The sequence below is a fragment of the Pseudoalteromonas sp. A22 genome (assembly GCF_018141345.1).
GTDB classification, from domain to species: Bacteria; Pseudomonadota; Gammaproteobacteria; order Enterobacterales; family Alteromonadaceae; genus Pseudoalteromonas; species Pseudoalteromonas maricaloris.
Genome location: NZ_CP047238.1, coordinates 2,819,027 through 2,839,625 on the forward strand (window position 1 = coordinate 2,819,027; position 20,599 = coordinate 2,839,625).

21 protein-coding genes are annotated in these 20,599 nt (G+C 41.9%); 9 read left to right on the top strand and 12 right to left on the bottom strand.

Features of this window, described 5'->3' with window-relative positions; all coding sequences use genetic code 11:
- Positions 1 to 111 precede the first annotated feature (111 nt).
- The 3 genes from GSF04_RS17545 to GSF04_RS17555 all read left to right on the top strand — a co-directional run bounded on the left by GSF04_RS17545 (position 112) and on the right by GSF04_RS17555 (position 2,382).
- Positions 112 to 999, top strand: a complete 888-nt coding sequence (locus GSF04_RS17545) for a LysR substrate-binding domain-containing protein (RefSeq protein WP_010370874.1) — start codon at positions 112 to 114, stop codon at positions 997 to 999.
- A 101-nt stretch (positions 1,000 to 1,100) separates the two neighbouring features.
- Positions 1,101 to 1,865 carry an ElyC/SanA/YdcF family protein gene (locus GSF04_RS17550; RefSeq protein WP_211858104.1) on the top strand — a complete coding sequence of 255 codons (765 nt, stop codon included), beginning with the start codon at positions 1,101 to 1,103 and terminating at the stop codon, positions 1,863 to 1,865.
- Between the two features lie 145 nt (positions 1,866 to 2,010).
- Entirely contained in the window at positions 2,011 to 2,382 is a 372-nt protein-coding gene (locus GSF04_RS17555) for a hypothetical protein (RefSeq protein ID WP_069020194.1), read from the top strand.
- Positions 2,383 to 2,442: 60 nt separating this feature from the next.
- Here GSF04_RS17555 and GSF04_RS17560 read toward each other — a convergent pair whose 3' ends face one another.
- A complete protein-coding gene (locus GSF04_RS17560; protein ID WP_211858106.1) occupies positions 2,443 to 3,759 on the bottom strand; it encodes a PepSY-associated TM helix domain-containing protein in 1,317 nt (438 codons plus the stop codon).
- Positions 3,760 to 4,112: 353 nt separating this feature from the next.
- Between GSF04_RS17560 and GSF04_RS17565 the strand changes: the two genes are divergently transcribed.
- Positions 4,113 to 6,269: a TonB-dependent siderophore receptor gene (locus GSF04_RS17565; RefSeq protein WP_211858108.1), complete on the top strand. Its 2,157-nt coding sequence runs from the start codon at positions 4,113 to 4,115 to the stop codon at positions 6,267 to 6,269.
- A gap of 197 nt (positions 6,270 to 6,466) precedes the next feature.
- Here GSF04_RS17565 and GSF04_RS17570 read toward each other — a convergent pair whose 3' ends face one another.
- The 5 genes from GSF04_RS17570 to GSF04_RS17590 all read right to left on the bottom strand — a co-directional run bounded on the left by GSF04_RS17570 (position 6,467) and on the right by GSF04_RS17590 (position 10,215).
- Positions 6,467 to 8,092 (bottom strand): methyl-accepting chemotaxis protein, encoded by a 1,626-nt coding sequence (locus GSF04_RS17570; protein ID WP_211858109.1) that lies wholly within the window; start codon positions 8,090 to 8,092, stop codon positions 6,467 to 6,469.
- Positions 8,093 to 8,309: 217 nt separating this feature from the next.
- Entirely contained in the window at positions 8,310 to 8,501 is a 192-nt protein-coding gene (locus GSF04_RS17575; RefSeq protein ID WP_010378936.1) for a hypothetical protein, read from the bottom strand.
- 40 nt (positions 8,502 to 8,541) lie between these two features.
- Positions 8,542 to 8,709 (bottom strand): DUF1328 domain-containing protein, encoded by a 168-nt coding sequence (locus tag GSF04_RS17580; protein WP_010378934.1) that lies wholly within the window; start codon positions 8,707 to 8,709, stop codon positions 8,542 to 8,544.
- 10 nt (positions 8,710 to 8,719) lie between these two features.
- Positions 8,720 to 9,166, bottom strand: a complete 447-nt coding sequence (locus GSF04_RS17585) for a PA2169 family four-helix-bundle protein (protein ID WP_039496879.1) — start codon at positions 9,164 to 9,166, stop codon at positions 8,720 to 8,722.
- A 164-nt stretch (positions 9,167 to 9,330) separates the two neighbouring features.
- Positions 9,331 to 10,215 (bottom strand): mechanosensitive ion channel family protein, encoded by an 885-nt coding sequence (locus GSF04_RS17590; protein WP_211858110.1) that lies wholly within the window; start codon positions 10,213 to 10,215, stop codon positions 9,331 to 9,333.
- Positions 10,216 to 10,450: 235 nt separating this feature from the next.
- On the opposite strand from GSF04_RS17590, the gene GSF04_RS17595 reads away from it, so the two are divergent.
- The 5 genes from GSF04_RS17595 (at position 10,451) to GSF04_RS17615 (ending at position 13,072) form a co-directional block, all read left to right on the top strand.
- On the top strand, positions 10,451 to 11,014 hold the full coding sequence (locus GSF04_RS17595) for a BON domain-containing protein (RefSeq protein WP_010378923.1): 564 nt from the start codon (positions 10,451 to 10,453) through the stop codon (positions 11,012 to 11,014).
- A 60-nt stretch (positions 11,015 to 11,074) separates the two neighbouring features.
- A complete protein-coding gene (locus GSF04_RS17600) occupies positions 11,075 to 11,650 on the top strand; it encodes an outer membrane beta-barrel protein (protein ID WP_211858111.1) in 576 nt (191 codons plus the stop codon).
- Between the two features lie 414 nt (positions 11,651 to 12,064).
- Positions 12,065 to 12,394: a hypothetical protein gene (locus tag GSF04_RS17605; protein ID WP_130125970.1), complete on the top strand. Its 330-nt coding sequence runs from the start codon at positions 12,065 to 12,067 to the stop codon at positions 12,392 to 12,394.
- A gap of 2 nt (positions 12,395 to 12,396) precedes the next feature.
- Complete coding sequence (locus GSF04_RS17610; protein ID WP_039496874.1) at positions 12,397 to 12,834, top strand: phage holin family protein; 438 nt, start codon at positions 12,397 to 12,399, stop codon at positions 12,832 to 12,834.
- Positions 12,818 to 13,072: a hypothetical protein gene (locus GSF04_RS17615; RefSeq protein WP_010378914.1), complete on the top strand. Its 255-nt coding sequence runs from the start codon at positions 12,818 to 12,820 to the stop codon at positions 13,070 to 13,072. The genes GSF04_RS17610 and GSF04_RS17615 overlap by 17 nt, the downstream gene beginning before the upstream one ends.
- Before the next feature lie 27 nt (positions 13,073 to 13,099).
- Here the strand turns inward: GSF04_RS17615 and GSF04_RS17620 are convergent, their stop codons facing one another.
- The 6 genes from GSF04_RS17620 to GSF04_RS17645 all read right to left on the bottom strand — a co-directional run bounded on the left by GSF04_RS17620 (position 13,100) and on the right by GSF04_RS17645 (position 20,418).
- Entirely contained in the window at positions 13,100 to 15,052 is a 1,953-nt protein-coding gene (locus GSF04_RS17620) for a response regulator (protein ID WP_039496869.1), read from the bottom strand.
- Positions 15,053 to 15,165: 113 nt separating this feature from the next.
- A complete protein-coding gene (locus GSF04_RS17625) occupies positions 15,166 to 15,615 on the bottom strand; it encodes a response regulator (RefSeq protein ID WP_010378908.1) in 450 nt (149 codons plus the stop codon).
- Complete coding sequence (locus GSF04_RS17630) at positions 15,605 to 17,089, bottom strand: sensor histidine kinase (protein WP_039496867.1); 1,485 nt, start codon at positions 17,087 to 17,089, stop codon at positions 15,605 to 15,607. The genes GSF04_RS17625 and GSF04_RS17630 overlap by 11 nt, the downstream gene beginning before the upstream one ends.
- Positions 17,086 to 17,301, bottom strand: a complete 216-nt coding sequence (locus GSF04_RS17635) for a histidine kinase (RefSeq protein ID WP_010378905.1) — start codon at positions 17,299 to 17,301, stop codon at positions 17,086 to 17,088. The genes GSF04_RS17630 and GSF04_RS17635 overlap by 4 nt, the downstream gene beginning before the upstream one ends.
- A 15-nt stretch (positions 17,302 to 17,316) precedes the next feature.
- A complete protein-coding gene (locus GSF04_RS17640) occupies positions 17,317 to 18,720 on the bottom strand; it encodes a sigma-54 dependent transcriptional regulator (protein WP_211858112.1) in 1,404 nt (467 codons plus the stop codon).
- A gap of 87 nt (positions 18,721 to 18,807) precedes the next feature.
- On the bottom strand, positions 18,808 to 20,418 hold the full coding sequence (locus GSF04_RS17645; RefSeq protein WP_211858113.1) for a diacylglycerol kinase family protein: 1,611 nt from the start codon (positions 20,416 to 20,418) through the stop codon (positions 18,808 to 18,810).
- Between the last annotated feature and the right edge of the window lie 181 nt (positions 20,419 to 20,599).

Consider the following 20,599-nt stretch of genomic DNA (forward strand, 5'->3'; position numbering starts at 1 on the left):
GAACAATTCACCGTAGGTATTTAGACGTCTAGACATTGATAATAACTAAATAGAATCGTAATATTGAGTAATGCTGAGATTTGCTCACTTCAAATATGAGAATTGTTGATAATGATTGATATAAAGCACCTAAAGACTATCTCCACCTTGAAAGAAACTGGTTCTCTTGTGAATACAGCACGAGAGCTATTCCTGACTCAATCAGCTTTATCACATCAGATCAAAGATCTTGAGAGCAAACTTGACTGCCAACTCTTTGAGCGCAAAACGCAGCCGGTACGTTTTACCCCTCAAGGGATGTTATTATTGGAACTTGCCAACGATGTTTTACCTAAAGTTGAAGCAACAAAGTGTCGTTTGAAGGAAAGCCTTAATCAGCCTATCTCGCAACTCAGATTAAGCGTGGAATGTCATGCCTGTTTTCACTGGTTGCTGCCAACAATTAAAGAATTCAATACCTTTTGGCCTGACATTAAAGTCGATTACGAACGTGGCTTTAGCTACGACGCAATTCCTGACCTTATTGAAGATGAGCTGGACTTAGTACTTACCTCAGACATTCGCGAACCAGAGCAACTGGAATACGCACACCTATTTGACTTTAAGTTAAAGTTAATCGTTGCACCAGATCACGAATTGGCCAAGAAGGCCTATGTCACAGCACTCGACCTAAAAGATGAAACCATCATTTCTTACCCTATTCCTCGCGAGCGTCAAGACATATTTAAGCATTTTATTCAAAATGCACGCTTTGACGGTACGCTAAAAACCGTCGATCAAGGTTTATTAATCTTCCAACTGGTAAGTGCAGGCATGGGGGTTGCGGCATTACCAGACTGGTTAGTGACACCTTATGAGAGCCAAGGGCTAATTAAATCGATTCCTCTAGGCGCACTTGGGCTAAATCGTCCAATGTATTTAGCAATGAAGAAAAGCATGAAAGATAACCCTGTTTATCGTCATTTCCTCAATACTTGCCGAAAAACCACTGCAAGATAGATGACTGGGCTCTTTTTTGAGCCCTAACTGTTAGACATTTCTACAACTCCCATCTCATGCTAGCATTGCGTTAGGCTTATCTTAATCTAGGGCATGTTTAAATGTTTGAAGTCAAAAAGGTTATCGGTCAACTTATGATGCCGTTACCATTATCTTTAGTGGTGCTTGTGGGACTTATGCTTTTTATCGCCAAAACGCGTAAAGGGCCTTACATCGCAAGCTGGTTTGTCTTACTCACGACATGGGCGTTATCGACTCCTTATGTCGCACAACATATTATTGAGTGGGATACAGGCACTCTCGGTGCATTCAATCCAAGTAAGCACAACAACATAGATAAAATCGTGGTACTTGGCTGTGATTTATACCCAGATAAATCTCTCCCCAGCAACGCCCAACTTGGCAGCTGCGGTCTAGCCAGATTAGTAGAAAGCGTAAGACTTGCTAATATTTACCCAAAGGCCCAGCTGTATGTCTCTGGTTACGGCTATGGCCATGCAACAAGCGCGGGACTCATGGCAAGAACCGCACAGAGCCTAGGTATTTCCGCTACACGTATTAAGCAAAACCCCAATGCCAAAGACACCGCGGACGAAGCAAAAATGCTAGCACCTTTACTAGTCGATTATGACGTCGCATTGGTCACATCGGCTTCGCACATACAGCGAGCAAAAAACCTATTTGAAGCACAAGGCATAGAAGTGTTCGCTGCACCGACGGAATTTTATAACTTCAAGCAATACCCACTGAGCAGACAATTTATTCCGAACCATAAGGCCTTAGAAGTAGTCACTCGGATTTGGCATGAACAGCTTGGAAGTATGTGGATCACGATCCGTCGTGTTATTGACCCTGAGGCACTTTAAGCGCCGAAAAAGACACCAAAATCAGGCTAAAGTTCGATAAATTAGCGCTGAAAAACGTAAAAAATTGAAAATTTGCGCAAATATGGGTATAAATAGAGTTTAATCTTAACCCGCGTATCCGCGTACAACACGACTAGGATCTACGATGAGTAAACTAGATAAAACTGAAGTACTAAGCGCTTTCGAAGCTGCGTACGAAGCTGCACATGGCAAAAAGCCTGAGATCACTGCAAAGCCAGGTTGGTATAGCATCGATGGTGGCAAAAACATGCGTCTTGCTGAGGTAGCCGAATTAACCGAAGAGCTAACTTCAGGGTCAGCTGTAGCAAGTGATAAAACGCAGGCGCCTGCCAAAAAAGCGAAAACGACTAAGAAAGCGCCTAAGGCTGCAGCTGTAAAATCAGCGAGCTTTACTATCGTTACAGAAAACGAAGAAGGCTTCAAAGCGGAAGAACAGTGGATTGCTGAACTAGCAGCAAAAGATCACGACTGTCGCTTACCTCGTGGTGTTGTTTAATCACAGTTTCATGAGTGAAGAAACCTCGCAGCTGCGAGGTTTTTTTTTGGTCTGCAGCAATCACGACCCCCCCCGATGCTTCAGGCATAAATTGAGCAGAGCGGCGCTCCAAAACAAGATAATCAAGCAAGTGAGTGACACCCAGCTTACTAAAAAAGTAAATGAAGCAGTCGGTAACTCCGGCCACTTTCCTGCCATACCATAACCCGCAATAGTGTGTTGCGCGTAAAAGCAAATACATAAGAGCAATCCGAAACCCAACACTAGTGATACCACGACACCTCGGCATTCATCTTTGCGACGCAATTTAAATTGCCGCTTAATATACATGTAAGTACCACTGAGAACCAAAAATGAAAGTACAATCCCAAATATAAACCACAGTATTTTCCCCCATATCCCTACAAAGTTGCCAAAATGTAGGGGGTCCGCGGTATCGGATAAGCGCCAATACAGCCCTTGGCTCGATGCCGTTTGGCTATAAACAACTTCCCCCGTGTAAGGGTTAACATAGATCTTGTTTGCCCTATCCCGAACTATCCAATCCTGCGATTGCCCTTCAGCATAAAAATAACCTCCAGAATAGCGAATGGCTTTCACCTCAAGGTCAGGCCTCGCCGCTTTTACTATTGCGAATAATTCCACAACCGACAATTGTGGTTTATCCTGTCGCGGCAGTTCGGCCAAAGGATTAACGGCAAAATCCCCAACATCAGTAAAAGCTGTTTTACCATCGACCATATCCATGCGAACAAACTCAAATAGATACCAGATACTCGTGAGCGAAATAACAACCGCAAGCCATAAGCCCCACGCCCCACTTATTTTATGCACACTTGCCATCTTGGCACGTGCATCCCCGCTAAACGTAAATGCAAATAACTTTTTCCACCAGCCGCGATATACATAATGCGCACTCACGGTCGAAATACACAACGGAACTGCAAAGATAAGCACAAGATAGTATGAAATGATGCTGTCAAATACGCCGAAAAAATGCATATGGAAATCACGAAAAAAACGCTGAATATTAAAAAAACTACTTTCACCTAGGATAATTCCTGAATACGGATCGACATAAACATGTTGCCATGGACTATCAGGCATTCGCATCACGATGTCATGCGCAAAATAAGTATCAGGACCTGTAAAGACAATCCCTATTCGGGCGTCAGGATACGCCTTTTGTACCATCTCATAAGCTGCTGCTAAGCTTATGTTTGATTGGCCCTCTACTGCCCTCACCTGGTCGTTGAATAGCCAATCTAGTTCGTGGGCAATACTCGCAAACGCGCCAGTCCAACATATTATGAACAGCAACACCCCAAACCACACGCCACTCAAACTATGCCAGTTGAACCATTGTTTTGCCGTCATGGACCACCTAATAGCGAAGACATAAAACGACTTCACTTCCTTGCCTTGTATTAATATTCAAACATAGATAAGCCCTGTGACAGCGCTATCCAACCTAATTGACACCCAATCTAACAATCAGAACCTAACAAATCTGAGATTCGAGTAAGCCATTATTTTGGCAATAATTCATTTTTTGCATTACCCCTTATGGTAACAAAAAGAATTATCATTTAGAATTGAAAATAATTTCTGTTTTCAGTTAGAACTATTCAAGAGCTTGGTTCAATCTCAGAAAAATAGCTCCTACATTTCATAGGAACTTTCATCTTTATCTCTTGTGAAGAAAAAACAATTTAGGAAAGGAAACACCCATGCAAACCAAAGCGCATCAATCTACAGCACTAGCTCTGATGTTATCACTCCTTTATTTTTCTCCAAATGCGGCAGCAAAAGCCGAGCGCGACAATATTGAACGGATCAGTGTTGTAGGCAAGCCAATCAAGCGTAACTCGGGTCCCACAGGACTTGACCTTACCATTAAAGAAACCCCCCAGTCTGTTACCGTGTTAAGCCACGATTACATAGAAGACTTCGAACTGAATGATCTTGAGGACATCATGGTACAGGCAACAGGCATCTCAAGATACAAATTTGGAGCGGGTGATAATACTGAGTTTACTTCTCGTGGGTATCTCGTCAATGCATTGGTTAAAGATGGCTTACCGACCTCAATTGCTGGACCACAAGAGAGTCGCTTAGACACTATTGTCTATGACAGAGTAGAGGTTCTTCGGGGCGCTGCGGGGTTAATGGCGGGTGCAGGACAACCATCGGCAACATTAAATGTCATCACAAAACAACCAGACCGAGGTGGATTTGTTGAAGTTGGTGCCGAGATTGGCTCTTGGAATAAAGTGCGTACACACATAGATGCAACAGGCTCCCTAACGAAAGATGAAGCATTGGCCGGACGAGTTATTCTTGCCTATGAGGAAAGAGATAGCTTTGTCGACAAAGAAAATAGTAATAAGATCGTTGCATACACCCAATTGCATCATTATTTCTCCGAAGATACCGAAGCCTCGTTTAGTGTTCATTACCAAGACAATGAACTGAAACTATCACCCTGGGGATTACCAATTTTTTACTCTGATGGTAGTTCCGTTGAAATAGACAAGAAAACAAATTTATCTTCACCAGACAGTTACAACGGCAATACCCACCAAAGTTACCATTTAAAATTATCTCACCAAATCAATTTAGATTGGGAGCTTAACTTTGGCGCACAATACAGCAAAACAGAAGCTGACATTACTTTAACCTACTTTAGTGGAAACCCAGACAAAGAAACAGGCCTTGGCCTTCAAGGCGGTGACAGACGCTGGATTGAAACAGTTGATGGGACTAATTTCATTTTGGGACTGGTTGGTCGGTTTGAATTATTTGACCGCGCACATCAGGTAAATATCACCTATTTAAATGCAGATTTTGAGTCCACTGACGATCGCTTCGAAGAACTCGATGAAAACGCGAGAACAATATTTTATCCGCTTCAATCGATTAATAACCTTCATCCGGCCGCTCATTTAACCGCGACAGATAAGCAATTCATTGGCTATTGGGACAAAACGACGAAAGAACAGAGCATTGCCCTTAGCAGTAAGTTAACGTTAACGGATGCCCTTCACGCCATTCTTGGTGTCAAATTTTTTGATTATGAACGTACCAATGAGCGTGACTTTGCTTGGAGCGGGTTCTCAAGCGATAAAGGTGAAGAAACCGGTGAGAGCTTATACTTGGGACTGGTTTATGATCTCAATGACCAGATCAGCACGTATGCAAGTTATACCGATGCTTATGAGCCGCAACTGGATAAAGTGGATGCCAATTTAAATCAATTAGCACCAATCACCGCCCAGAACTTAGAAGTCGGCATCAAAACCACACTTTGGGATGACAAACTACGTCTAAACGTCGCTTACTTTGATAGTTTAAAAGAGGACTTCGGTGTTGTTATTCCCGAATATGCAGACGAAAGACCTGCTAGGTATCGACCTGTTGATGGTGCTGAAGCCGATGGATTTGAAGTTGAATTAGAAGCAAAGCTGACAGATGATTGGCAAGTAAACCTTGGGTACAGTGATTTTGATGTTGTCGATGAGCATGGCGAAGATATTAATTTGTATGCGCCAAGACAAACGCTCAATGCAAGCACCAGGTATACTTATGGGGCTTGGCGTTTAGGCCTAAATGCAACTTGGGATACGGACAGAAAAGTCGATATTTTAAACGTCCCAGGAGTTGACCTTGGACTTCCAGCAGGTGGTCGTCGGGGCGCAGTGCGCGCAGAGCAAGATAGCCAGCTTTTGCTAAATGCGCACGTCAAATATCAATTCTCTAGCCAGCTGAGCGTTAAACTGAATATCAGTAATCTCACAGATGAAAGCTATTACGATACATACGGTTTCGTGCCGAAAAAGTACAGCGAGCCTAGAGCATACAATTTAAGTATGGAATATCTGTTTTAACGTAAAGCACTATGCAAATGCTGTGGCGTGATAGGGTTAACAATTCCTTTAAAACTTAGCCGCCACAGAAAAATGCCTAAAATATAGTGCGGGCTTCTGACTAGAAACCCGCTCTTTCCTATCCCATATCAAGCAGCTTAACCGTGTTTTCTAGCTTTAGAGCAGAACATCTCAAGTTAATTACCAAATGGGTACCATTAAACTTTAAACACTAGCACTTGGCTATTTAGCTGCTCGGCCAACGCTTCTAAGTCGTTACTTACATCGGCATTACTTTGCGCATTTCGGGTAATTTCAGAAATGCTGCTACTGAAATCATTAATATTTTCACTGATTTCCGCAACCACCGTTGTTTGTTCTTCTGTCGCCGTTGAAACCTGAATATTCATACCAACGATTTCATCCACCGCCTTATCAATATCGGTCATTATTTGAGCTGACTCATTGGCCCTATCTACCCCCGCAGCAGCACTTGATTGCGCGTTCTCCATCGACGATACTGCGTTTTGTGCCATGCCCTGTAACTTACTGATCATATCTCGGATAGATTCCGTGGCTTTTTGCGTATTATGTGCCAATTGCCTGACTTCGTCGGCAACAACCGCAAAACCTCGGCCTGATTCCCCAGCTCTCGCAGCTTCTATTGCAGCGTTTAACGCCAAAAGGTTTGTTTGCTCAGCCACACCTTGGATCATTAACACCACTTGGTTGATTTCATTAGACTGATCGTTCAACGCTTTAATTAGCTGCGCATTATCTCCTACTTCACTAGCAAGGCGCTCAATGGCCTGAATATTTTGCGAAATAACATCCATTCCTTGTTTCGCAAGCTTACCGGACATCTCAGCTTTGTTCGCGGTATTCATCGCATTATGTGCCACTTCTTGTATCGCACTGCTCATTTCTGTTGCTGCAGTTGCAATCATCACTGTTTGCTGCTCTTGCTCTTGTGAAGTACCCGCAATCGATTGACTGATACCATTCAACTCGTTAGAGGTCGAAGAAAGGCTATTCACGATTGTGACTAGATTGGTAACTAGCTCATGTAAGCTAGACACCATGGTATTGAAGTCATTCCCTATCTGGCTTAACTCATCTTGCCCCTCAACAACTACTCGTTGTGTTAAATCTGCATCCCTTGCAATATTACCAATACGCATACGTAAGCGGCTGAGCGGTTCATTAATTGACCTAAATATCAACATGCCAATTAGTACCATTACGATCACAATAACAACAGAAGAGATAATCATCGCCGTTTTTGTCGCACTGGCTTCTGAGCGACCTTTATCTCTCAGAGAGCTTGCTTCGGCAAGCTGTAATTCAATCAACGCAGAATAACTTTCACTTAATGGGTCAAATACGGAGTAAAGGTCATGGACAAATTTATCGTAGGGAATTTCCTCAAATGTATTGGCATTTACTCTGCTGGTGTAATTAGCCAACAACTGTTTAACGGTAAGCTCTGCAGCCTCAACCTGTTTGACAAGTTCCCGTTCTTCATTTGTCAAATCGGTCGATAAATATTGTCGCCATTCTTTTTCCGCAATTTTCTTAGCTTCGTCGATTTGCTTTAACGCAGCACCATTGGATAGTTGATGGCCTCGTAACTTGTGAAACGTATCCACAATAACCACCGCATAGTTATCTGACACCACTTTTATTTGTCTAAGCGGTACAACTCTGTCGTCATAAATACGGTCAATGTAATTGATAAGGTTTGATAATGTTCCGATTGTGAAGATGGTTGCAAGAATAAAAAACACCGCAGGTATGCCCGAAAGCGACAACAATCTGCTTTTAACTGAAACCCTATTTAGCATAATCTGATTTTTATTGAGTAAACATAGAAATAAAGTATTACTCAAAGTTCGTAGATTACAATATTAATTGCAGATTAAGCAGCGTGGTCTTGATGTGCATCATATTTCTTTACTATGTCTCACCTTTTTAGAGTATTGATTTTTAAACCTATTACAAAAAAGAGGAGAAGCTTTTATCAGCTTCTCCTCTTACATTCCACGTCGAAATTGTTTCTACTTAACACTCTTCGTTTTCAGCGTTCAGGTTCTCTTTTACATCTTCACAGGCATCTTCTACACTGTTTTCCACTTCCTGAACCGTTTCATCGAAACGCTCACCCGCATCTTCCGCTGGGCCTTCACTACAGCCAAAAAGTGCTAAAATTGAAACAAAACCAAATGCTTTCGCTAATGTAATTGCTGATTTCATAATCTATCTCCTAAAACCGTTTTAGTACGTTAAATCCCTTTTACCTGGGAGCTCGTGCTTTGCCAAAAATAAACGAAATAATCATAAAGGCGATAAACACAAAGAATAGAATTTTCGCCATACCTGCCGCAGCGCCCGCGATTCCGGTGAAACCTAACACGGCTGCGACAAGTGCTAGGAATAAAAACATTACAGCCCAACTCAACATAACATTCTCCTTAGGCAGTTAGCTCTTGCAACTGCTTCATTTGATCGTGACAAGCTTGCATTCTGGTTTGGATTTGCAGTAATACACTCTTGCATTTAGGTGGAAGATCTTTGCTTAGCGCTTTATCAAGCTTGCTCAACACTTTGTCTTCCACTTCTTCTAGCTGAGAAATATAGGTGTGCTCTTTGTCGGTGCTCACCATACTAACCAACTTGGTGTACGATTCACGAATGTCGATGCTAAGTGCTGAATCAGTCTCTATTTCACCCTCGTCGATAAGAACAAATGGTTGTAGATCCGAGATTGCTTGCGCTTTATCTACAATCATTTGGTCAAATACGCGGTTTAATTCGATATTATCTAGCTTCTTCTTAGCTTCGGTGTAAAAATCTACACCACCATTTAATACTTTAATGAGCTCTTTTACCGGCTCCATGTCGTAATTTGAATCTGCCATAAATAACTCCTTTCGCTTAAATATTTAATAAGTGCATTTTGCAAAAATTATTTCTGTCCTTTTCGTTAATGCAGATTAAATGCCAAATTATAAACCATTATTTTACAAGGATTTTTAATATAAGAACTTTCAGAGCGGTGAAAATATTACAAACTAGATGTAAATTATTCCTGTGATAATTGCGCACTTAAGGTCGTACTGCCTTTTGCATTGAAATCCATCGTCCTAATAGGGAAAGGAATTAAGATATCGTTATCAGCTAAAACACGGCTAATTGTACAAATTGCTTGGTGCCTGACCACCATAAAGCCGGGATCCGCTGGGTAGTCTATCCAAAACCACACTAATAGATTGATAGAACTATCACCAAAAGACTCAGCATAGACATCCGTTTCTTTTTGGTTTACTACGAAATCAAGCTTATTAATGGCCTCAACAATCACCTCGCGGGCTTGTTCTGGGTCATCCGCATATGAGATACCAACTGGTACTTCTATTCTTCGCTTACCAAGCTTGGTGTAGTTTTGTAACTCATTCTTAAAGAGAATTTTGTTGGGAATATAAGACAGCTGGCCATAAAAATTTTCCACCAAAGTATTTCTCAAATTGATTTTGCTTACCGTGCCAAAGCAATCCTTGGTTCTGATAATGTCACCGACCATAAAGGGCTTTCTGACTCCCATCACAAATCCAGCGATGAGGTTCTCAGTCATGTCTTGGAATGCAAAGCCAATAGCAAGGCCAATGATCCCCGCCCCAGCCAACAATGACATTACGGCACCTGATAGTTTTACTATATCTAAAGCGAAGAAAATCCCAATGGCAATAATAGAGACTTTAAATATGGAACTAATAAGAGAAGCAACTTGTTCTGTCTTTATTGCTTTTTTAATCGCTTTAGAAAACCAAATAGATGATATTTTAGCCAGCGCTGTAAAGAATATTAGTATCATTAAGGCTAGGATCATATTCGGTAGTAACTGCACACCGGATTCAAGCCAAGAGATTAACTTATCATTAATTAACGTCCAAAACTTTTCTAAATTCATAATTACTAACTCCTATATAAGTACGCAACAACGATCGAATGCAGTAATCATTCCTACTGATATTAATTAGCCATTCATGAAAAAGGTAATTATTACAAAGTAATGTAAACATTTTCTCGGTAAATTCTTCCTTAAAACTTACCAATAAAATAAAAACATATAAAATTCAGCAACTTACAACATGGCACAACAGCTGCAATAGGTAATTCGACTACGAAATTAAAGGAGTTTAATTATGAAAAAGACATTAATTGCAACTGTACTTGTATCTTCACTTACTACTGCTTCAGCTTTTGCTGCTGATAATTCTTGGGAAAAAGAAGCAAGCGATGCTTGGATAGACGGTAAAGCAGAAGCGACGCTACTTTTCAACGGTGAGCTGAACAACTTTGACATTAACACAGATGTGAAAAATGGCGTTGTAGTGCTAACTGGTAAAGTTGAACACTCAGTAGACAAAAAGCTAGCTGAAGAACTGGTACTAGGTATCGATGGCGTAAAAGAAGTGAAAAACGACCTGACTATCGTTGATATGTCAGATGAACGCAAAAAAGAGCGTAACTACGAAAGCGATAGCGGCTTTACTGACGCAAAAATCGCAACAGTAATTAAGTCTCGCTACCTGTTTGACACAGATGTAGATGGTACTGACATCGATGTTGATGTGGAAGGTTTAGTCGTAACACTAAACGGCCATGTTGGTAGCGAAGCTGAGCGCAAACTTGCTGTGCAAATCGCGAAAAACGCCAATGACGTTAAAGATGTAAAAGATAACCTTCGCGTTACTAAAAAATCATAAGCAATTTTGATTTGAGGGGGCACTCCCCCTCCCATATTTATATTGATTTAAGGAGTAAAGATGAAACAATTAACTATTGCCGCTGCGCTACTAGCTTCTCTAGGTCTTGCATCTACCGCTGCTCACGCGGAGTCTGATTTTGGACTAGAAGATTATAAAATTTATACAGGTATCGGTTACGGCCAATACTCTTTTCAGTGGGAAGATCGTGAGAACGACACCTCGTTCGACGATGACTCGTCTATGTTAAAAGCGTATGTAGGTACAAAAATCAATCCATATTGGAGCTTTGAACTTGCCTATGAAAACTTCGACGAAGCAAGTGACATTGACAACTCTGCTGAAATCGACGGTGTTTCTTTATCTACACGTCTCTCAGCCCCATTAAACGAATACTTTTCAGTTTACGCAAAAGGTGGTTGGCTTGAATGGGATGCAGATATCTATGCTGATATTCCAGCTGTAGGTCGTGTTTCATCTAACCTTGAAGGCGGCGACTGGCTTTATGGTGCCGGTGTAGAGTTCCACCTAAACGAAAACATTAACATGCGTTTAGAATATACGCGCTACGAACTTGAGGACGATATCGACCCAGATATGGACGTAGCAGCAGTCTCAATCGAGTATCAATTTTAAGCAGTAGTTTTGGCTCTATAGCCTCCCAATTATTTCCCCTTTGACTCAGTCCTGGCTCTTTCACAAGAGTCTGGTTTTGGCGCTACCACTTGGTAGCGCCTTTTTTGTTTTCAGCGTATGGCTCCCATATTGAATAATGTGAGTGCATTCTCGCTATTCCTTTATTTGTAGAAAACAGAACTTAAAGATAGAAAACCTCTAGATGTAATATTTGCCATTCACTACTAGAAATGAAATCTGTCACTATTGCAAACTCCACACCCTGTAGGTTCTGCTATGTAACATTTACACTCTTCGTATCGCATCTACCGACACAAAACATGAGACAAAGGTAATAGACTGATATTACTAAACTTTTAAGTTGGCAAAGGGTTTGCAACGAATACAGTGAACTAAACGAATAAGGAGTAGTTTATGAGTAACCAAGCAAACCAAACACAGACAAGTAACACAGCAAAACCACAGTCAAATGGCCATGATTCTAGTCACCCAGTTACGGATCAAATTGCAGATACATTACATGCGTCAGTAGATTCACTGCACGCTTCAGCATCTCGCACTGAAACCTCGCTGCGTGAAAAAGGTCATAACTCAAGCGAAGCCATTGGTGCCAAGCGTAAAGAGTGGGAACGTGCGTGGAATACATCTGGTGTGAAAAAGTATGCAACGGAAAACCCAGTAAAAACGGCTGGTATCGCATTTTCACTCGGTATGTTGGCAACTATGCTGTTAAGGAATAAGTAATCATGCAAGACCAAGCTCAAGTAAGAGACCGTCAAGCAGCAGCTCACGAGCGCACGCCTGCGCTCGCTGAGCTTAAAGATTCTGTGTCTCTATTATTCGACAGTTATCAGCAAATCGCTGAAGCACAAATTAACCTATTAGGTGCGAAGTTCAGAGCTAATTTAAAAACTTTATGTATCGCGCTCGGGTTAATTCTGTTTTCTTTAATTTTAACGGCAATGGTATGGGGCAGCTTGCACGTGTTATTTGCTTACGCCTTAACCTACGCAGGCCTGAGCTGGTTTATTTCTGCCGGTATTGTACTTACTATCAATATCGCAATGATTTATTACCTGATCGTCACCGGGCTAAAGCTCTTTAACAACAGCATAAATGACCTGACGTCTGGGTTTTATACTTCAGTTGCGAAGCAGGAGGCCAGTAATGACGAAGCTCGCTGAATTCATCACTGATAAGTTGCACCAAGAAGTGGTGATAGAGAAGAAAAAGCTCATTACCGCTAGACATTTTAATCACCTTACCCAAGTGAAAGCCAAAAAAGTATTTACCGGCGCGATTAGCTCTCCTCAAGGGTTGGGCTTCATGTTTATGTTTGGCGCACTCAGCGCTAAATATGGCAAGTTTGGTGCACTAAGAAAAATCGTACTTCTACAAAGAATAGCGCAAGGTATCATTTAATTCCGTGCGCTATTCTTTGGTTCTTATCTAAACCAGCTTTTCTTTAATTTCTTTCAGATCCACCAGTGTTATAGGCTTTAACAACACGTCATCTACTTGTGACTCGGCCAATTTTTCCGGCTCTGGATCAAAACCACTTGCAATCACGATATGCTGATTAGGATCTTGTGCTTTAATCTCTCGCGCAAGCGTAAGCCCAGACTTATCGGGCAGACCTATATCCAGTAAAATCGTGTCAAAGCGCTCAGGACCAACAAAATGCTGCCAACAAGTTTGCGCGCACTCTGCCGTAACCACATTCACTTGCAGTGAATTAAGTAACAGCTTAAGCAGGTTGCGTGTATCTGCGTCGTCTTCTACCACTAAAAACCGCAAAGTACCGGTAGTTTGCGCCACATCATCGCTAGATGTTGCCAACTCGTCACTCAAGTAGTGAGCTAAATATTCTCCTAACTCAGAGACATTAACAGGCTTGCTCATCATATCGCTAAAGCCAAGCGCCATTAATTCTTCTTTTGTGCCTTTTTGAGCGGCCGCTGTTAGTGCGACAACAGGTAAGTCAATACCACGCTCTCTGAGCGCAACAATAGTGTCTCGACCATCCATTCTTGGCATGTGCAAGTCCATAAAGACTAAGTCATACTTATCTGGATCATCCTTAAGCATCGCAAGCGCTTCAATGCCATCGCCCGCAATTTCAGCGGTTGCGCCGGTTTGACCAATCAGGGTGCGCAACAACATCTGGATCTCACTAATGTCTTCAACGATAAGGATATGCCCTTGCAAATCAGATGGAAGCGAGTTATCGGTCGCATTTTGGGTTTTATCTAGCATCAATGGCGCCAGAGTCATTTCATCGATAGCACCAAGATCAATACTAAAACCAAACTCACTCCCCTCTCCCAAGGTTGACTCAACCGCAAGCTCGCCTCCCATCAGTTTAATGAGTGCAGAGCTAATAGCTAAACCAAGACCAGCACCTTCATCCGTGCGCGTTGTGACGTTTTGTACTTGTTCAAAAGGTTTAAATATACGTTTAAGCTTCTCGCAAGGAATACCAATACCTGTATCAATCACCTTGAACTCAAGTTTTGCATCAGCTTGTAACGTGATCTCAACCTTCACGAAACCGGAGCTTGTGAACTTAATTGCATTATAAATAATGTTGATAAGTACCTGTTTTAGTCGTGTTTTATCAACCTTTACATCTTGAGGAAGTGGTGTTTTAGCTTCAATGCTAAAACTCAAGCCTTTCTTGGCTGCGGCCATTTTAAACAGACTATATAAATCACTTAGAAAGCTATTCAAACACGTGCTTTGTTTATTTAGCTGTAACCGATTTTCATTTAGCTTGGATAGGTCGAGTACATCATTTAATAAGTTAAGTAAGTGCTCGCTATTGTTATTGATTATAGAAAGCTCGGGCTTAACATTCTGCAACTCTTCCCGAGATAAGAGGAGATTGGTGTAACCTAGAATAGACGTTAACGGCGTTCTCAACTCATGGCTTAAATGTGCCAAAAAGCGGTCTTTTGCTCGACTGTCAGACTCGACTCGCAATCGCTCCAGGCGTTCACGTTCAAGTTCTTTGCGTGCCAAAGCATAGCGAATGGAACGAATAAATCGAGCGCTGCTTATTTCTGACTTAAGCACGAAGTCTTCAGCACCCGCTTTTAGGGCTTCGTTATCTAACACTTCATCTGATTGCCCCGTCAGCATGATTATCGGCGTATGAACCTGTCTTGCTCTGGCTTCTTTTAACACGCTCAAACCGGTTTGTGGGCCTAATTGATAATCCAATAAGCAGAGATCGAAGCCATTACTCTCCAGTGCTTCTAGCGCTTGATGGTATTGGCTTTGCCAAACGAGATTAAATTTAAAGTTAGGAATAGACTGTAAATAATCTAAGGTTAAAATATAATCGTCTTCGTCATCTTCAATGAGCAGCACATTGACTTCACTGACCGACTCCTTTGTCATACTAGCCTCCACAAATGAAGTGATATTAATTCGTTTGGGTCGTCACGTTATGTTGAAACAAGTATAGGACGACTTGCGGTGAGGTAGCGCTTGTTTGCACAAGCGCTATGGGATTAATTTGGCAGCTCTACTATTTCAATCCAGTACTTGCCTAAATGTTTCATCAAATCAACTAAACCATCAAAATCCACGGGCTTAGTAATATAAGATGCAGCGCCTGAGTCATACCCTCTCAGTTTGTCTTCTTCCTCTTTGGAAGTAGTTAAGATAACCACGGGTATAGAACGTAGTATTGGATCTTTTTTGATTTCTTGTAACGCTTCTCTACCATCCATTCTTGGCATATTCAGGTCAAGTAAAATGAGGTTCGGTCTTGGATATCGTTGTTTATCAGTAAACTCTCCCTCATTTCTCAAATATTCCAAAAGCTCAACCCCGTCCTTAACAAACTGAAATGCATTGAGTACTCGGCTTTCTTCTAAAGCGTCTTGAGCCAACAAGCGATCATCTTCGTCATCATCCGCCATCAAAATATGGATTGGCTGAGTTTTTTTATAGTTCATTCTTCAGTTCCTGAATAATTGGTGTTGGTTCAGCGAGTAATGTGATCGTGAATTTAGCACCCTTACCATCTTCACTGGTCGCTGAAATCGTTCCGCCGTGTCGCTCAACAATACGTCTACACACGGTTAAACCAATGCCAGTACCAGCATATTTTTTTCTGTCATGTAGTCGTTGAAAAGGCGAGAATATTTTCTCAGCATATTCAGCATCAAAGCCAACGCCATTATCTTCTACCACAAAAGTATAAGCATCTTGACTCATCAATTGGCTGCTTTCAACCGCGATTGTAATAATCGGATCGCGCCCTTCTACTCTGAATTTAATAGCATTGGAAAGTAGATTTAAAAACAGCTGGTGTATTTGACTAGCATCACATTTTATTGTCGGTAACACGTCCGAGTTTACGCTCGCACTACTGTCATGAACTGCAATTTCTAAATCGTCCAACACAAACTGTAAAACTTGGTTGAGATCCTGTTCTTCAAAAGGCTTTGCTCTGGTGGTAACTCGGGATAACTCAAGCAAGTCAGTGATAAGCGTTGACATCCGCTGTGCGGCACTCGTCATTCGAGCCAAATAATCCTTGCCCTTGTCATCAAGGTGCTCGCCATAATTCTTTTCGATGCGATCACCAAAAGCGCGGATCTTTCTTAGTGGTTCTTGCAGGTCGTGAGAGGCAACAAACGCAAAGTCTTCGAGCTCCCGGTTACTACGGTTTAGCTCTTCAGCGTAATGTTCTAGTGCTTCGGTACGCGCTTGCACCTTTTCTTCTAAATGATCGTTTGCTTTTTCTAACTCGCTCTTTGCTTTCTTTGCGCTGCGTAGATTGACGACCAAAAGTAGCAAAATAGCAAAAATCATCACGGCGCTCAGCAAAGTAAATACAACGATATTAACTTGCGCTTCTTTGCGGACACGTTTTAACTGATTCAGCTGAATAGTCCGGATGTCCACTTCTGCGGCCATGATCTGAGTGAACTCTTCTCGTAGATCCCCTCCAGAGTCCGCAGCTCGGTCAAGTAATAAAGCTTCATTACCTGTATCGGTATTACGTGCAACAATCACCGTACTTTGCAAAGTTTTAAATCGCGCTTTTACCCCTTCGATATAACGATTAATTTTTTGCTGCTGTACATCGCTTTCAGAGTGATTCTGACCAACTTTAGCTATGCTCTCATCAAGGTTTTGCAATGCTTTTATAAAAGGTGCTAAATCGCTTTCTTTATTTGAGATTAAAAATGCTCGTTGTCCTGCCTCCGCATTTAACATCGCAATATGCAGCTGATCCAGAGACATCATTACTTCGCTGGTGTTTCGGATACTCTCTTGAACTTGGTTTAATTCTTTAACATTGTTAAAACCGATTAGGGCATTGGACGCTACAAGGCCAACACTCACAACAACCGCAAACCAGATAAAGTTAAGTTTATTACTTAAGTTCATAAAATAACTAAACTTGGACTCATTGTTCACTCATCATTTCCTTGCTCCACCAGCGTCTGTAACAGCTCGCTACACTCTTTGGTTGCTTTAATAATCGTATTTGCTATCTCGATTATCTGTTGTTGAGAATCAGGTTGTTCAGCGATAAGTTTAATCAACTCTGAATTCATTGAAATTTGATTCAAAGGCTTGCGTGCGTCATGCACTAACTTCGCGAGCGTACCTTGATCATGTTGTGTCATTGTTCCTCCCCGAAATTATGATAGTGTTTCTCCCTCATAGGCGTTTAAACGGTTGTAGAGCGTTTTTGTACTGATCCCAAGCATTCGCGCGGCCAGCGTCTTATTTCCTTCTACTGATTCTAACGTTTGATAGATCAATTCTCTTTCTACTTCTTCAATCGTTTTACCTGGCTTCATTTCAGGCGTTGGTACTTGAATCGCATTTGCTCTGCTTGACGTGCCCACCTGTGGTGGAATTGAAGCGCGATTTAACTGCGCATGCTCCACCATGCGTTTCGCCTGTGCGAATGGTGAGGCGAAGTTCGCATCAAATACTAAGCTATGGTCATCGTGATCCGCCATAATATAGGCACGATGGATTGTGTGTTTGAGTTCACGTACATTACCGGGCCAATCATATTCAACCAAGCGGCTCATATCTGCCGCCTTAATTACATACTGACTATTACCTTTTTTATTCAAACCCTGGAGAAAATGCTCGGCGAGTAATGGAATGTCTTCTTTTCTCTCTCTGAGCGGTGGAATATGGATTGGAAATACCGCCAAACGGAAATAAATATCTTCTCGAAGTACGTCATTGGTAGCAATATCTTCGACGCTACGGTTAGTAGCCGATATTACCCGACAATTAACTTTTATCGGCTTTGTGCCACCGACTCGTGTCACCGTATGTGTTTCGAGTACACGTAGCAAGTTTGGCTGTTGCTCGATGGGCATTTCGGTTAATTCATCCAAAAACAAAGTGCCATTCTCTGCTTGTTCAAATACTCCGACCTTTTGAGCATTTGCTCCCGTAAACGCGCCTTTTTCGTGACCAAATAGTTCGCTACCGATCAAGTCTTTCGGGATTGCACCACAGTTTACGTTAACCAAATCCCCTGTCACTGTGCTGGCATTGTGAATTGCGCGGGCAAACATTTCTTTACCTACACCGCTTTCCCCCATCAACATCACATTAGCATCAGTACCCGCAACGCGCTCTATCATCTTATATAGATGCTTCATTTTGGCAGACTCGCCCAGCAACACACCAAAATGTGCTTGACTCTCGGTTCGCTTGGCTTTGTTCTTAGAAGGGCTTAATGCGTTTCTAAAATCGTCTGCATCAACTGGTTTAGTGAGATAATTTAACCCATCATGACAAAGCTGCGACAATGCTGACTTTACTGATGGATGTCCCGTAACCATAGTTATTGGTGTACGGATCCCTGCGGCTCTGATTTCATCAACTAGATGTAAACCACTGCCATCTGGCAGCATAAAATCAAGAAAGATATGATCAAAACTTTGCGTTTCTAGCCATTGTCTGGCCGACGCCAAGTCATTCGCTAAACACGCGTCATGGCCTAAGTATTCGATAATGCGACAGGCCAGCTCTGCAAAATCATGATCATCATCTACTAATAAAACGGTTTTCAATTGAGTCCCTCTCTCAACGCTCCAATAGTGTTTCCACTTTTGATTTTTATCTCACACACTACACACTAATGAATGACCGAGAAATACCTAATTCGGAACCATTACGTTCAGTGCGTGTTTCTGGATCACTATTTCAATACTTTTTGCACTAAGCACTTCACCATCTAGTGCAAAGTGTTGTTCTTGCTCAAATTCTATGTTTATCTTTTCGCACTGCTCGGTGCGAATATTAGAAGGTTTGCCGTCTAATTTAGGTAAAATAAGTTCGGCTACCGTAAGATTCTGCGCACCATCCGGCTCAACCGGTAAAATCGTAATATCTAGTTTGCCATCGTCATAGATTGGCTCTCCATGACCTTGAGCAAGAATTGTGGTTTTTGGTGCTGCATTCGCTACAACCAGACTAACACATTCTATTTGAGATTGCTCAGCGCCATCAAAGCTCACTCTAAAATTAAGGGGCTTATTCTCACTTACCGCCTGCCAAAGGCCTCGAATATAGGCTAATTGCCCCGAGTTATTCTTTTCTTCACGCCCAGCCTTTTCTATCATTTCCTGACCAAAGCCAACGGCTGCCGCTAAAAGCGCGGTGCGGCCATTACAGTTCATTATATCAATAGGCTTAGTTTTACCCGCTAAAATTGCTTCACAGGCACGGTTAATGGGATCTATTTTTGACAATGAACCGAGTAACACGGTCGCTAAGGAATTTGCAGTACCTAAAGGCAATATACCAAACAGTACATCGTGTTGATGAACACCATGAGCAACACTTGCTAATGTGCCATCACCGCCCCCTGCGATGATGATATTTGGCTGTTTATCAGACATGATCTGTTTAGCCAAAGCTGCAACATCTGTCTCTTTCTCTGTAAAGTGAATCGATAAGTTATATTTTTCCGTCAGCATACCCACAATGTCATTTTCATAGGTAAACCATTTACCTGATCCTGATACAGGGTTAATAACTAACGCCGCCTGCTCACTACGGGTAAAGTTTTGACTGTGATGTAGCTTTGTCAGCCCTTTTAGCTGATGCTTGTTTAACCTTGCCGTTTCACGGCGGTTTTGAATTTTTTCGAGTGCTTCTCGGACGGTATAATCGGGGTTGGTCGCGAGTAAATAAGCAGTACAAAAGAACACTGAGCGTCCTCGACCTAACGCACAATGCACCACAACCTTTCGCTTTAGCTCGTGCTGCGCCGCTATCCATGCCATACCATGCGCTAGTTGCTCTGAGGTAGGCGCTTGATGATCTAACACTGGAATATTGAGGTAATGTAAACCTTGTTGTTCTGCAGACCAGTTTAACCCATCAAACTCCGCAGTTACGTCTAAAATAGCTTCAATCCCTTCCGCCTTAAGCATATCCACATCGCTTGGAAATAACCGACAAGCAACAAATAAATTATCTGTAAGCGGCTGAAATGCATCAACAACATCTCTACCTCTTTCAATTGCATTGTATAAATGTACACAGCCTAAGTAAGGCCAAAATAGCCAGGTTATATACCAAGGAATTTTGCCTGTACCGTGCTTTCTAAATATGTGCGGATAGTTGGTTGCATAAGCAAAAGTAACTAAAGAAATAGAGACGGTAAACCACGCAAGCGGCAACATTAGCCAAGATCCAATACTGTGGATCGTAAGTGCGGCTAAACAGAGACTTGCAAACAGGTAGTACTTGAGCATTTTCATTGCCTTTCCTTAATTATTTTTGTCGCCTACGGCTTTTTATTATCGCCTTATGCGGAACTCTCTTAGGTTTGTACATATGTAACTAAGTATAGGTATGCATTTCTTAATCTGCGCTGATTCATCAACTTGTTTATGATAATCATGAAGATACTTAACTATAGCTGAGACTATTCGCAAAGAA

Excerpts from the sequence above, each read along its gene's own strand:
- GSF04_RS17550 (WP_211858104.1), top strand. The coding sequence starts at position 1,101 with ATGTTTGAAGTCAAAAAGGTTATCGGTCAACTTATGATGCCGTTACCA.
- GSF04_RS17565 (WP_211858108.1), top strand. The coding sequence starts at position 4,113 with ATGCAAACCAAAGCGCATCAATCTACAGCACTAGCTCTGATGTTATCA.
- GSF04_RS17600 (WP_211858111.1), top strand. The coding sequence starts at position 11,075 with ATGAAACAATTAACTATTGCCGCTGCGCTACTAGCTTCTCTAGGTCTT.
- GSF04_RS17620 (WP_039496869.1), bottom strand. The coding sequence starts at position 15,052 with ATGACAAAGGAGTCGGTCAGTGAAGTCAATGTGCTGCTCATTGAAGAT.
- GSF04_RS17645 (WP_211858113.1), bottom strand. The coding sequence starts at position 20,418 with ATGAAAATGCTCAAGTACTACCTGTTTGCAAGTCTCTGTTTAGCCGCA.
- GSF04_RS17605 (WP_130125970.1), top strand. The coding sequence starts at position 12,065 with ATGAGTAACCAAGCAAACCAAACACAGACAAGTAACACAGCAAAACCA.
- GSF04_RS17635 (WP_010378905.1), bottom strand. The coding sequence starts at position 17,301 with ATGACACAACATGATCAAGGTACGCTCGCGAAGTTAGTGCATGACGCA.
- GSF04_RS17585 (WP_039496879.1), bottom strand. The coding sequence starts at position 9,166 with ATGGCAGATTCAAATTACGACATGGAGCCGGTAAAAGAGCTCATTAAA.
- GSF04_RS17615 (WP_010378914.1), top strand. The coding sequence starts at position 12,818 with ATGACGAAGCTCGCTGAATTCATCACTGATAAGTTGCACCAAGAAGTG.
- GSF04_RS17590 (WP_211858110.1), bottom strand. The coding sequence starts at position 10,215 with ATGAATTTAGAAAAGTTTTGGACGTTAATTAATGATAAGTTAATCTCT.
- GSF04_RS17625 (WP_010378908.1), bottom strand. The coding sequence starts at position 15,615 with ATGAACTATAAAAAAACTCAGCCAATCCATATTTTGATGGCGGATGAT.
- GSF04_RS17545 (WP_010370874.1), top strand. The coding sequence starts at position 112 with ATGATTGATATAAAGCACCTAAAGACTATCTCCACCTTGAAAGAAACT.
- GSF04_RS17595 (WP_010378923.1), top strand. The coding sequence starts at position 10,451 with ATGAAAAAGACATTAATTGCAACTGTACTTGTATCTTCACTTACTACT.
- GSF04_RS17555 (WP_069020194.1), top strand. The coding sequence starts at position 2,011 with ATGAGTAAACTAGATAAAACTGAAGTACTAAGCGCTTTCGAAGCTGCG.
- GSF04_RS17610 (WP_039496874.1), top strand. The coding sequence starts at position 12,397 with ATGCAAGACCAAGCTCAAGTAAGAGACCGTCAAGCAGCAGCTCACGAG.
- GSF04_RS17570 (WP_211858109.1), bottom strand. The coding sequence starts at position 8,092 with ATGCTAAATAGGGTTTCAGTTAAAAGCAGATTGTTGTCGCTTTCGGGC.
- GSF04_RS17575 (WP_010378936.1), bottom strand. The coding sequence starts at position 8,501 with ATGAAATCAGCAATTACATTAGCGAAAGCATTTGGTTTTGTTTCAATT.
- GSF04_RS17580 (WP_010378934.1), bottom strand. The coding sequence starts at position 8,709 with ATGTTGAGTTGGGCTGTAATGTTTTTATTCCTAGCACTTGTCGCAGCC.
- GSF04_RS17560 (WP_211858106.1), bottom strand. The coding sequence starts at position 3,759 with ATGACGGCAAAACAATGGTTCAACTGGCATAGTTTGAGTGGCGTGTGG.